9 protein-coding genes are annotated in these 13,567 nt (G+C 35.4%); all 9 read left to right on the forward strand.

Annotation, left to right across the window (positions count from 1 at the left end):
* Window positions 1-119: 119 nt before the first annotated feature.
* On the forward strand, window positions 120-254 hold the full coding sequence (locus V7068_RS15670) for a hypothetical protein (RefSeq protein ID WP_257467688.1): 135 nt from the start codon (window positions 120-122) through the stop codon (window positions 252-254).
* Window positions 255-878: 624 nt separating this feature from the next.
* A complete protein-coding gene (locus V7068_RS15675; protein ID WP_499713584.1) occupies window positions 879-2,240 on the forward strand; it encodes an aspartate aminotransferase family protein in 1,362 nt (453 codons plus the stop codon).
* Between the two features lie 3 nt (window positions 2,241-2,243).
* On the forward strand, window positions 2,244-3,764 hold the full coding sequence (locus tag V7068_RS15680) for a pyridoxal phosphate-dependent decarboxylase family protein (RefSeq protein ID WP_499713586.1): 1,521 nt from the start codon (window positions 2,244-2,246) through the stop codon (window positions 3,762-3,764).
* Window positions 3,742-5,493 (forward strand): IucA/IucC family protein, encoded by a 1,752-nt coding sequence (locus tag V7068_RS15685; protein WP_499713587.1) that lies wholly within the window; start codon window positions 3,742-3,744, stop codon window positions 5,491-5,493. The genes V7068_RS15680 and V7068_RS15685 overlap by 23 nt, the downstream gene beginning before the upstream one ends.
* The gene (locus V7068_RS15690) at window positions 5,490-6,089 is read left to right on the forward strand and encodes a GNAT family N-acetyltransferase (protein WP_499713589.1); all 600 of its coding nucleotides are present in this window, start codon (window positions 5,490-5,492) and stop codon (window positions 6,087-6,089) included. The genes V7068_RS15685 and V7068_RS15690 overlap by 4 nt, the downstream gene beginning before the upstream one ends.
* Complete coding sequence (locus V7068_RS15695) at window positions 6,068-7,357, forward strand: lysine N(6)-hydroxylase/L-ornithine N(5)-oxygenase family protein (protein ID WP_499713590.1); 1,290 nt, start codon at window positions 6,068-6,070, stop codon at window positions 7,355-7,357. The genes V7068_RS15690 and V7068_RS15695 overlap by 22 nt, the downstream gene beginning before the upstream one ends.
* A gap of 6 nt (window positions 7,358-7,363) precedes the next feature.
* Window positions 7,364-8,527, forward strand: coding sequence for an MFS transporter (locus V7068_RS15700; protein WP_499713596.1), 1,164 nt, complete (start codon window positions 7,364-7,366; stop codon window positions 8,525-8,527).
* Window positions 8,524-10,326, forward strand: a complete 1,803-nt coding sequence (locus V7068_RS15705) for an IucA/IucC family protein (protein WP_499713592.1) — start codon at window positions 8,524-8,526, stop codon at window positions 10,324-10,326. Before V7068_RS15700 ends, V7068_RS15705 begins: the two co-directional genes overlap by 4 nt.
* Window positions 10,327-11,996: 1,670 nt before the next feature.
* Window positions 11,997-13,226 carry a cytochrome P450 gene (locus V7068_RS15710; RefSeq protein ID WP_499713594.1) on the forward strand — a complete coding sequence of 410 codons (1,230 nt, stop codon included), beginning with the start codon at window positions 11,997-11,999 and terminating at the stop codon, window positions 13,224-13,226.
* Window positions 13,227-13,567 lie beyond the last annotated feature (341 nt).

Raw genomic sequence — 13,567 nt, forward strand, 5'->3', positions numbered from 1 at the left:
CATAATGAGTACAAACATTGCGAATATTTGATAATAATTGTAACTATTTTTTTAGAGGAAAACATAAGTTTAGCAAAAAGGGACAAACTGTATTTGAAGTAAGAAAGGAGATGTGGGATATGACAAAAAAATTTAATAAAGGCAGCCGTAATCAAAATTCACCACAATTACATGGCCAAGCTTCTGTCAGCGGGGACAACAGTAAAGGAAACAAAAGAAACAAAGATCAGAGCGATAAAACAGATGGTGTGTAGTTTAAACAAACCGGTCAATTCAGGCCGGTTTATTTTATTTAAAAGGGATGCCAAACTATCAAATCGACTTATGAATTATTATAGATATTTATTTCATTGGCAGAGTAAATTCACTTGGGTCGTATTAGTTGTAAAATCGCAAGTAGCATTTGTTACGTTTCTTCTCCAATATGAATAAACAGAGAAAAGGTTCCTCACAAGGAAATCTTAGTTACTTTTTCCAAAAAATATTCTTCTGGAAAAATATTTACTTCAAATAAATAGTTACCCCTTCACACAATTAAAGCATACCGTTCAGATGCTAAAACGTTACTCATCTTCCCACATGAATTTTTAAACCAATGTCTAGAAAAGGCATTATGTATATTAAGTGTGTATTCAAAGTAAAGAATTACCCCATAATCAGTTATGTAAGAATAAGTAAAATTCGCACATGTTTAGTCGGTTTAGTGTGTGTTTGAAAGAAGATAAAAGTAAAAATTTTGTAAATTTGTACAAGGTGCTGAAAATAGGAATAATTTCTTATTTTCTTAAAATTACATTGACATTGATAATCATTTTCATTTATTGTTTATATGCGAGTGATAATCAATATCAATTAAAAAATTATTAGGAGGATATGATATGTCTACTCTAATTAAACCTTTAGTGTCCAACGAAACTTTGCTTTCTACGCAAGAGATTCGAGAGTCCAATGCTAGGTCTTATCCACGACGACTGCCATTAGCAATCCAAAAAGCAAAAGGTGTCATGATTACGGATATGGATGGCAAAGAATATTTTGATTGTTTAGCCGGAGCAGGTACATTAGCTCTTGGTCATAACCATGATGTTGTTCATGAGGCGATTCAAGAGGTACTTAATAACTTAATACCATTACATACTCTAGATTTAACAACACCTGTTAAAGAAGCATTTGTTGACGAAGTATTTGCTAGTCTACCAGAGTCATTTGCTCGTAAAGCGAAAATTCAATTTTGTGGACCTACTGGTGGAGATGCAATCGAAGCAGCTCTTAAGCTTGTCAAAACAGCAACAGGGAATCGTTCCATTCTGTCTTTTCAAGGGGGATATCATGGATCAACTCACGGAACGTTAAGCATTAGTGGAACTACGAGTCCTAAAAAGCATATTCATGCCCTATTGCCTGATACACATTTCTTACCATATCCATATGAATATCGCTGCCCATTTGGAATTGGGAAGAATGGACATGAATTTATTACTACATATATTGAAAACACATTAGATGATCCTGAAAGTGGAATTGTCACACCAGCGGGAATTATCGTAGAAGTCGTTCAAGGAGAAGGTGGTTCCGTACCAGCACCTATTGAATGGTTAAAACAATTGCGACGTATTACAAAAGAAAGAAACATCCCGCTTATTATTGATGAAGTACAAACAGGCATTGGTCGTACAGGAAAGATGTTTGCATTTGAACATGCTGATATTGAACCTGATGTGCTCGTTTTATCAAAAGCAATTGGAGGAAGCTTACCTCTATCCGTTGTTATTTACGATAAAAAATTAGATAAATGGGAATCTGGTGCACATATTGGAACGTTTAGAGGCAATCAATTAGCAATGGCAACCGGTCGAGCAACTTTACAATATATTAAGGAACATCATTTACCTGAACATGCTCATCAACTAGGGCAGTACATGCAAACACAGATGAAAAAACTTCAGCAACAAGTAAAATCGATTGGTGATGTACGTGGTCGAGGTTTAATGATTGGTGTAGAAATAGTGGATAAGACTCAAGCACCTAATTCAATCGGGAGTTATCCAGGAGATGGAGAACTTGCAAAAGCTATCCAAAAAGAATGTTTTGATCGCGGTGTCATTTTAGAAGTAGGTGGAAGACACGGGGCCGTGATTCGATTATTACCGCCGTTAATTATGACAAAAGAACAAATAGATGAGGTGCTTGTTCGTTTTGAAGATGCAATAAAAGCAGCTGAAAAGAAATGGGTGAAATAAATCGTGACATCATTCGATCAATGGTTTTTATCATCGTCCGTAAATAGTATTGATAATTATTACCAATATATGTCAGAAGTAGTAAAACTAGTGGGTACCCACTATCAAAGCCTTGAAAAACCATATGAATATATTGAAATGGAGGATATTCAAAAGAAGGCTGCGGGATTTGTAAAGCTTGAAAATCAAGGGAAGCTACCAAATGCTATTTTCGAGTCTATACAGCATCTGGTCATGAAGTATTCGTTACATATTTCTCATCCTGGTGCGATGGCTCATTTACACTGTCCACCTATGATTCCAGCTCTTGCTGCCGAAGTAATTATTACAGCTCTCAATCAATCGATGGACTCATGGGATCAAAGTCCGGTAGCTACTTATATAGAAGACGGCGTTATTCAGGAAATGATTAAAAAGATTAATTATCCTAAAACTGCTTCTGGAGTGTTCACGAGCGGCGGTACGCAATCCAACTATATGGCCTTGCTGTTAGCTCGTAATGAATATTGCGCTAAGCATTTTTCCATCAATGTGAGTAAGCAAGGATTACCAGCGGAAGCGCAGAGATTTCGAATTTTTTGTTCGGAAAAAGCCCACTTTACCGTACAGCAATCAGCTGCTCAATTAGGTCTTGGTATGCAATCTGTCGTAACAATAAAAACGAATGAACGCTTTGAAATGTGTCCTGAGCATTTATATGAAGAAATCGAAAGAGTAAAAAAGCAAGGGGATATCCCATTTGCAGTTGTGGCGACGATAGGAACAACTGATTTTGGAAGTATTGATCCACTTCATGAACTAAGTGAATTAACCGAAAGGGAAAATATATGGCTGCATGCAGATGCGGCGTACGGAGGCGCTTTACTATTCTCGCACGAATATAGTCATCTAGTTTCTCATTTACATAAAGCAGATTCTATTACGATGGACTTTCATAAATGGTTTTATCAGCCAGTTAGCTGTGGCGCATTTTTTGTAAAAAGTGCCTCTATGTTTGAACACATTCAACTGCATGCCGATTATTTAAATCCAGAAGAGGATTCACAGCTTCATTTAGTTGACCGTAGTATTCAGACGACGAAACGGTTTGATGCACTTAAATTATGGTTGACATTTCAAGCAGTCGGTAAACAAGAGTTTGGCGACATGATTGATTACACAATTAGAACAGCGAGACAGACAGCTGATTATTTACAAGAGAGAAAAGATATCGAATTGCTGAATACTCCTGAAATGAATGCAATAGTATTTCGTTATCAACCAAACACTCATTACAGAGATACGCAAAAACAGCGATTATTTGAAAATACTATCAATCAGTCCATTCAAAAGCTTTTCTATGACCAGGGCCGATTGATTATGGCGAAGACAAAGAATCACGGGCAAGTCTACTTGAAACTGACCATGTTAAATCCGTTAATTACATTTGATGAAACGGTTAAACGGTTAGATGAAGTGATTAGTCTAGGAAAAGACCTTGAAAAAAAGGAGGAACGATTACGTGAACACGCAACTATCAGCTAGTTTTATTACGATGCAAAATCTAATCAATTGCTATATTCGAGAAACAGGACAGGGTATATGGCGATCCGTCAACGGCATATCTAATGAAGAAGTATTAGTCATTGAATTAAAGAAACAACCAGTAACTCTTTATTTGCCTGTAAAATACCGCTCCGTAACAGGTCGGCACTTATTTAAGCGAGAGTTATGTTATCAAATCCATCATCAAGAAATAAAGGAACTTGATATGATTACACTTCTCTCACTGTTAATGAAAGAAGTAACGGATGATTTATTACAAGTTAATGATTTCATCGTACGTGTTCTTTTAAGTTATGAAAATATGAATCTATTTATTGAAAGAAGGAAACATGAATTAGAAGAATGCTACAAATGGGATAAAACATTTTTACAGTCAGAGCAATCTTTATTAATTGGTCATCAGCTTCATCCAACACCAAAAAGCCGTCAAGGTATTTTACCTGAAGAAGAATTTATATTTGCTCCGGAATTAAAAGGGAATTTTCAGCTTCATTATTTTAGAGCGCATCGTTCAATTGTTAAAGAACAATCGGCTTATAGTCAGTCAGCTACAAATATAATAAAAAAGCAATTAATACAAGATAAAACAATATCAAAGGAGTTTGCCCTGAAATATTGTCAAGATGATGAATATACGCTCATACCGATGCATCCACTTCAAGCACGCTTTTTACTAGGGAAAGAAGAAGTGACTAATTGGATACATAAAGAGCAGCTTACTTATTTAGGTCCTCAGGGTGGACTCTTTTATCCAACATCGTCTGTGCGTACAGTATATAGTCCTGATGCGGATGTGATGTATAAATTCTCGATTCCTGTAAAAATCACAAATTCTTTACGTGTAAATAAAGTGAAGGAATTGAATCGTGGTGTGGAGGTAGCAAGATTACTACAAGCAAGTTTGGAAAGTGAATTACACGCTCAATATCCTGCTTTTCAATTTATTAAAGACCCAGCTTTTGTCATGTTAGGCGATGAGGAACTTGGATTTGAAGTGATGATTCGTGACAATCCGTTTAAAGAAGAAGGATACAATACAACCCTTCTAGCAAGCTTATGTCAAGACCATGTATTTGATGAAGCATCACAACTTACGAACATTATTCGGAACATTTGTAATAATAACAATCTTACTACTGAACAAGCGAGTGAGATTTGGTTTAAACGTTACATCGATATCACGTTAAAACCAATGCTGTGGTTATATACACAGAAAGGAATTGCTTTAGAAGCACATCAACAAAACTCGATTATTCACTTAGATCAAGATGGTTATCCGTCAATATTTTATTATCGGGATAATCAAGGCTACTATTTTATGAAATCAAAAGAAGCGGCGTTGCGTGAGTTGCTGCCAACATTGAATCGAGAAAGTGATACCGTATGTGAAGATGAGGTTGCTGAGGAGCGTTTCCGTTATTATGTATTTTTTAATCATATATTCGGGCTCATTAATGCATTTGGAGTAAGTAATCTTATCGATGAAAGGAAGCTATTGACCCTTTTACGAGAAGAACTTAAACCATATCTATTACAAGATCATACGCAGCTCGTAACTTCACTGCTTGAACATAAGGAGCTTCCTTGCAAAGCTAATTTCTTAACACGTGTTCATGATATGGATGAATTAGTAGGAGCTCTAGAAACTCAATCCGTTTATGTAAACATAGATAATCCATTATATAAAGCAGTGGGTGTGAACCGATGAAAATGGGATTACAAACTAATTACCCGTTTACAATTTACGACTCTCGAATGAAGAAGGAGTTTACATTTCGTCCGGTTTCTTTAAAAGAGGATTTTGACCATTTACATAGATGGATGAATGAGCCGCATGTCATTCCTTATTGGAATTTAAATATCGATAGAGATGCTTATATGCGGCATTTGCAAACATTTTTAACGGACGCTCATCAACAATTACTAATAGGTGAAATCAATGGAGTGCCGATGAGTTATTGGGAATCGTATACGGTGGAAGGGGATATCATTAGCGAATACTATTCAAACGATCCAGGTGATCAAGGTATTCATTTATTAATTGGAGAACCTTCCTACTTAGGGAAGGGATATATTTATCCATTGCTTTTAAGTATTTTAAAGAGAAAATTTGAAATGGTTGACACGAAAAAAGTTGTAGCAGAACCGGATATCCGTAATGAAAAAATGATAGCAGTATTTAAGAAATGCGGTTTTCAGCCTATTAAAGAAGTGAAATTACCAGATAAGACGGGATTACTGCTTAGCTGTGAAAGAGAAGTATTTGAAAGAAGGTGGAGTCAATGGAACAACGGAACATTTTAGACATTATTGGCGTAGGAGTAGGTCCATTTAATTTAGGATTAGCAGCACTGCTTGAAAAAACGGAATGTACATATATGTGCTTTGAACAAAAGCCACAATTCAATTGGCATCCTGGTATGCTCCTTGAAGGAACGACCTTACAAGTTCCATTTATGGCTGATATGGTAACAATGGTAGATCCGACAAGTCCCTATAGCTTTTTAAATTATTTGCATGAAAATAAACGATTGTATCAGTTTTACTTTTTTGAAAAATTTCAAATTCCGCGTAATGAATATAATCACTATTGTCAATGGGTCGCAAATCGTTTAAGAGGTTTGAAGTTTAGCAGTGAAGTTACAAACATTACGCTTCATACAGAAGAAGATACTTATTATGAAGTAACGGTTCAACATGAAGAAAGCGTTAAAACATACTACAGTCGTCATATAGTAATGGGGATTGGAACGAAACCAATTTTTCCAAAAGACTTTCAGTCGATGTATAGTGATCAATTATATCATTCCGCTCACTATAAAATGAAACGCGAACAAACATTGAAAGCAAAAAGTATTACCGTTGTCGGCTCAGGTCAAAGTGCAGCCGAAATTGTATACGATTTATTACAACAGCAGGATGATCAAAAGTATGAGTTGAGTTGGTACACGCGTTCTAAAGGGTTTTATCCAATGGAATATTCAAAACTTGGCTTAGAACATTTTTCGCCAGATTATACACGCTACTTTTATCATTTAGAGCCTAAAAAGAAACAACAAGTGCTACAAAACCAAGCCCTGCTTTATAAAGGGATTAGTGTCAAAACCATTAGCGATATTTATGAACTATTGTACGAACGAACAATTGGTGGAGAGAAAACACCAATCAAAATTCAAGCGTTAACCGAATTATCGAATATTGAACGACAAGAAGACAGCCAACGATTAACCTTGTATCAATATGAACAAGGGGTATACCAGCAAACGGTAAGTGATGTAGTGATTTTAGCAACTGGTTACCAAAGCTCATTACCTTCCTTTTTAGAAGGGATCAAACAGTATTTAAAGTTTGATGATCAAGGGCAGCTAGAAATAGATGAACAATATAAAGTTAAAACAACAGTTGATGAAGTTTCATTATTTATTCAAAATGGTGAACTTCATACACATGGAGTAGGAGCACCTGACTTAGGGCTTGGTGCTTATCGAAATGCAGCGATTATTAATCAAATTGCTGGAAAAGAAGTGTATAAACTGTATAAAAGAAATATCTTTCAGCAGTTCGGATTTTAATAGGTGATGACTCGCAATCAATTTGTCTTTGTATGCTTGTTTCTAACGATGCTGTCTGAGGTGTTATTATCTCCATTTTATCCGCAGTATTTTTCAGAGGCATTTGGCGTACAAGGAGTAGAAATGACTTCTATTTTTATCATTTGCTGTCGACTTGTTGTCATCATTATGACACCTTTCTGGGGAGCTATATTAAAGAAGTGGTCCATGCGACAAGTTGTAATATGCTCTCTTTTTATGACAGCTGTTTTTAAAGTCATTCTGAGCGAAAGTACAACATTTTTAAGTTTTTTAATAACATCGCTTTTATTGCTTGTATTTCAAAGCAGTTTATATCTATTGTATCCCTTTTTAGTTGAAAGTATGGAACAACAAGAGGAAAAAGCGAAAAAAACAACGGTTTATATGCTCGTCATGCATACAGCTATTATTGTTTCGAGTTTATTAGGAAGCTTCGTCATTACATGGGAAATGCCGCTTAAAGTGTATCTCATATTTGCTTGTATGGATCTTGGTCTGATGGTCATTTTACTAGCGACAAAACTGTTATCACCAACTGCGATAGAGAAGAAGCAACCGATGCACATAAAAGTCAATAAACGACTCATTTACTTTTACATGATAGCTATCTTTTTCTTTCATCTTGGCCATAATGTGATTCGCCCTTACTTCACCTTATTTGTGGAGGATAGATATGAAGTAGGTAATCAAATGAATGCTTTACTCTATGTTATGCCAAGTATTATGGCTATTATATTGAAGTTTTGTGTACCAATCCGTGTATTTAGAGGTCAAGATACACTGCTGTTGTATATAGTAACGATTCTTAGTGCATTTTCGTTAGCTATACAAGCATCTATTGATAGTCTAGGGATATTTATTATAAGTCGAATTGTATATGGGGGCTGCTTTTACCTCAGTATGGTTGTATTAGATATTTATTTATTTCGACAATTCCATGAAGCGGCTACTTATTATTATAGTTGGTTAATTGCTGTACAAAATGTGGCACTGCTCTTTGCTCCTTTGTTGGCGTTAACGGTGAGTAAAGTAAGTTTGTACGTCCCTTTGCTATGCGGTGCCGTTTTATTAGTAGCAGCAATCATTGCCATAACAATTCATAACAAACCAGTAGTGCTTTATAAAAAGGTAAAGGAGAATGAAGGATGAAGATTGTAGAAACAGATCTATCCAAGTTTACGAAACAATCGTGGGAAAAAGTGAATCAACAGCTGCTTGCAAAAATGCTTCAAGAGTTTATGTATGAACATATTATTGAACCAACGGAAATACAAAAGCTATCACAGGCTACATTGTATCAATGGAAAGATAAAAAAGGAGTAACGTATACGTACCAAGCAAAAGAAAGGCTATTTGATAGTTATCATGTTATAGCGAGTACGATAAAAGTAACGTTTGAAAACCAAGAAATCACAGTTTCTAAAGCGCTGCAGTTACTAATCGGATTGTCCGAAGAAGAAGGAATGACAAGCTCTACAGCAGGACATTTAGCGAAAGAATATTTTCATACGTTAGTTGCTGATTTATATTTACAAAATCAAAAATCGGCAGATGAGCTTTCTACAATGGATTATGCTGAATTGGAAGGGGAGATGACGGGGCACCCGTGGATTACATATAATAAAGGAAGAATTGGTTTTGGATTTGATGATTATGTGAGATTTGCTCCAGAACAAAAAAATCCTATTCAGCTCTCATGGATTGCTGTTGCTAAACAAGTTTGTTCATTTCATTCAGTAGCCGCGTTGTCATTTGAAAAAATGATAAATCAAGAACTGAGCGAAGCCGCACTGAAATCATTCGCTGATAGATTGAAAGAACGTCAACTAACATGTAGTGATTATTATTATTTACCTGTTCATGAATGGCAATGGTTAAATGTCATCGTTCCCCTCTTTGCGGAGTATATTGCTAATGACTTTATCGTTCCGCTTGGAGAAAGTGAAGATAGCTATTTACCACAGCAGTCCATTCGAACATTTGTAAATACGACTCATCCAGAAAAATTTCATGTAAAGCTTCCGATGAGTATATTAAATACACTTGTTTATCGAGGGTTGCCTAGTGAACGATGCGTTATAGCCCCTCAAGTAACGGAATACATTAAAGGCATTCGAGATCAAGATACTTTTTTAAGAGATACGTGTAAGATAGGACTACTCGGTGAAGTGGCAACGTTAAACGTAAATCACCCTACGTTTACCAATATTCAAAATGCCCCCTATCAATATTTAGAAATGCTTGGCGTGGTATGGAGAGAAAGTGTCTACGAAGAGTTAGAAGAAGGAGAACAAGCCCTTACGTTAGCTGCTTTATTGCATCTTGATTATTCCGGGAAGGCGCTTGTGTCAACATATATTCAAAAATCCGGCTTGACACCGAGAGAGTGGATTTCTGCATTAATGAATGCTGTATTGCCTCCGCTATTGCATTATTTATATCAATATGGAACAGTGTTTTCACCGCATGGTCAAAATACTGTGCTTGTATTAAACAATTTTAAACCTGTTCGAATTATTATGAAAGACTTTGTAGATGATGTGAATATCAGTAACCAACCGTTTGATGAGTTACAATCATTATCCCACGAGTTAAAAACTGTATTAAGAAGTGAGGAACCAGAAGGGTTAACACAGTTTATTTTAACCGGTTTATTTATTTGTCATTTCCGTTATTTAGCAACGATTTTAGAAGAGCATGAAGGGGTTACTGAACAAGAGTTTTGGAGTACTGTGCGTAATGAAATTTTGCATTATCAATCACAATATCCGCAGTTACATGATCGATTTAAACTATTTGATTTATTGCGTCCTAGAGTGACGAAATTAACATTAAACCGAAATCGCATGTTTGATTACGGATACGCAGATGACGGAGACCGCCCGCATGCAAGTGAATATGGAACAGTAAGAAATGCACTACATGAGGTTTCTGCATTGACAAAGTAATCCTATCATTTGAATATTTTCAATTTAATAGATTAGCTGTTAGTTTGATAAAAAGAATATAACTCACTAAATAACTAATTTTCTTTATCTATTACTGGAATATTAATTGTTACGGTTTGGCTCACTTTATGGATGTTTGTAGAAAAAAGGCTCTTGGAATCATTCCTTAGAGCCTTTTGATAGTTAAATAAGCGCTTTACGGTGTTCCTTTAGAATTAATTCCAGTATCATTTTACGCTTTTTAATCTTAGAAAAAATACACAAAATTAAGAAAAATATATAAATCAAAATTAATTTTACGGCATCATCCCATCCAAAAAACAACAGCGTATTCAAAGCAACATTCTTATGTCGGTTTAACAGGTTGGACATATATAGTGGTAGCGTCAGGAAATGTAGATTACCACATTAAGAGTTTCTTATCGCAAAAATCCCGACTTATCTATGAAATCACGGAGATAAAATCGAATTTTATTTTTTTATGCACATGTTGAATTAATAGCTTAGAGGAGTTGAGAAGCTCCCTCTTTTTATTTTGGCTTTTGCTCCTTTAAGATGTTCTCCATTTGTCCTCTTAATTCCTTACTAGTTAATGGAAGCGGGAAGAACTGAAGGTACTTATAGAAAAAGGTAGCGTAAACTAAAAAATATTGACTGTATTAAATTGACTGTATTAAATTGATATCACGTTGATATAAGTACTCAGCCGCCCATCTAAAATCATTAAACATAATATGAAAATTCATGTTGATATAAAAAGGTAAACAAAATGCCCAACAAGTTCGTCAAATTAACATTTGTAAAAAATATAATATAAAAACTCTATTATCACAGTGAACGCTTGAATAAGAGTTTGATAAGAAGTGCTAAAAGACTATACGAAATAATTAGGAGGAGCCAAATTCACTAGATGGATTTAGCTCTTTTTCCTTATAAAAATAAGAAACATTTTAAACGTGTTGACAGAATTAATTAATAATTCTATCATTCTTATTGTAAACTATTTATATGAATAAGGTTACAATAGGATGGCATATGGTTACAGGATCGTAAGTATGCAACAGGAAAAGTATTATAGTATTAGAATGAAAGCTAGCTTAGAAGGGGAAGAATAATAGCAATCGGTAATCTAATCTCATAGGAACCATTTTCTCAAAATGATGGAGTTGGCTTGTATATTCATTGAACTCCCCCCAACTTAGCTAACGCTTGAAGTGGGGGATTCCTATGAACACCAGTGTATCCACTAGTTATGGAGTAGGCTCCCCCCCCGTAGTCCCTACGGTTATAGCTTAATATCTTGTGTACGTTGGACTCACCACACTCCCTAACTCTGCTTGGTTTTCGCTACTTCGGTGAGTGAGGGGTGAAAGAACGTTGAAGATTTTACATGACAGACGCTTTTCCTGTCACAACCTCATATCTTCAGTTTTCAAAGAACAATCCGTACAGGAATATTACACCATGCAAACGGGTGTTTTGCAACGCTAAAAGGCGATTCATCTCCCACCTACTCATTGGGCTATCGCCCTTCACATTCCTTGAGGTAGGAGTCTTCTCGCCTAAAATGATAAAATCTTACGGAAATAACCTTTTTAAAAGAGACGCGTTTACTCAAATATAGATGCGTCGCTAAAAATAAGGTGATTATATTGGAGGCATAACATAATATGACAAACGATATAAAACAAAAGCTAGAAGTTCCGAACATAACACCATTTTCACTTTCTTCTCCTGAGTTTCTAAGAAATCCTTATCCCATTTATGATAATTTACGTTCTAATAATCCTATTTATAGGGGGAACTCATTTAAATATCCGGGTTGGTATATAACTGGATATGAAGAGGCTGTAGCGATTCTTAAAGATCATATAAATTTTAAAAATCGCACCCCGCTGCCTCAGACATCGAAAAAATATGAACATCTTAAAAATATTCAGAACGATATGATGCTTTTTAAGAATCAACATGACCATAAACGTTTACGCATGTTGGTTAGTAAAGTATTTAGTCCAAGTGTTGTGGAAAATTATCGTCCTTATATAGAAGAAACGGTTAATGACTTACTGAATAAGGTGCAAAATAAGAGACAAATGGATATTGTTACAGATTTTGCATTTCCTTTAGCTAGTCTCATTATAGCTAAAATATTAGGAGTACCATCAGAAGAGCGCAATCAATTCAGAGAATGGGCTGTTAGCTTAATCGAAACAATTGATTTTACTCGGACAAGAGGGACGTTAGTAAATGGAAACGATACAACGATGCTGTTAATCGTTTATTTTAAAAAGCTAATCAAAAAACGGAAGCAAGCCCCTCAAGATGATCTTATTAGCATGTTAATAAGGGAGGAACAATATGGTGACCAGTTAACAGATGAAGAATTACTCGCAACATGTATTTTACTTGTTATTGCTGGACATGAGACAACAGTAAACCTCATTAGCAATTCGATTCTAACCTTATTGAATCACCCAGAGCAATTAAGGATGTTAAAGGAAAATCCATTACTGATTAAAACAGCAGTTGAGGAATTTTTACGCTATGAAAGCCCAACACAGATGACCGCTCGTATTGCATTAGAAGATATTGAACTGAATGGAGTCACCATTAAAAAAGGCGAGCAAGTATACATAATGTTAGGAGCAGCGAATCGTGATCCGAAAAAATTCGTTGAACCCAATGTGCTCGATATCACTAGAAACTTGAATCCTCATCTTGCATTTGGATATGGAATTCACTTTTGTTTAGGCTCATCATTAGCACGTCTTGAAGCACAAATAGCTATTCAAACACTCCTGCAACAAATGGAGCATCTCCAATTAGCTACGTCTGACCTACAATGGAGAAAACTAATTGGTTTTAGATCACTAAAAGAACTGCTGGTCACTTTTAATTAAGTTAGATTTACTTCAATATTGAAAAGAATAGAGTAGGAGGATCTTTCTGCTGTTTGGCAGACTGTGTCACAGTATAGTCTTGTTCTTAACTGTCTACACATGTGAAAGTTAATTACGTATTGATTATAAAAAAAGCTTTTAGAGAATCACCAAACATTCAATATTGAGAAGTTATCAGACTACTTTACTTATTATTTAACAGGTATATAATCAATCGAAAGGCGGCCAAGTCTTGATTGGAGAACTGTTGTTAGAGTTAGACCATCCAATATTACCCGGAGATCTACAAGAAGGAGATTTTTATCATTTAGTTTCCAGAGATTAGATATTATGTAGCTGCT

The sequence above is a fragment of the Bacillus sp. JJ634 genome, from assembly GCF_036962285.1.
GTDB lineage: Bacteria > Bacillota > Bacilli > Bacillales > DSM-1321 > Peribacillus > Peribacillus asahii_A.

Bases quoted from the DNA above. Each gene is read 5' to 3' on its own strand.
- V7068_RS15670 (WP_257467688.1), top strand. From the start codon at position 120: ATGACAAAAAAATTTAATAAAGGCAGCCGTAATCAAAATTCACCACAA.
- V7068_RS15675 (WP_499713584.1), top strand. From the start codon at position 879: ATGTCTACTCTAATTAAACCTTTAGTGTCCAACGAAACTTTGCTTTCT.
- V7068_RS15690 (WP_499713589.1), top strand. From the start codon at position 5,490: ATGAAAATGGGATTACAAACTAATTACCCGTTTACAATTTACGACTCT.
- V7068_RS15695 (WP_499713590.1), top strand. From the start codon at position 6,068: ATGGAACAACGGAACATTTTAGACATTATTGGCGTAGGAGTAGGTCCA.
- V7068_RS15700 (WP_499713596.1), top strand. From the start codon at position 7,364: ATGACTCGCAATCAATTTGTCTTTGTATGCTTGTTTCTAACGATGCTG.
- V7068_RS15705 (WP_499713592.1), top strand. From the start codon at position 8,524: ATGAAGATTGTAGAAACAGATCTATCCAAGTTTACGAAACAATCGTGG.
- V7068_RS15710 (WP_499713594.1), top strand. From the start codon at position 11,997: ATGACAAACGATATAAAACAAAAGCTAGAAGTTCCGAACATAACACCA.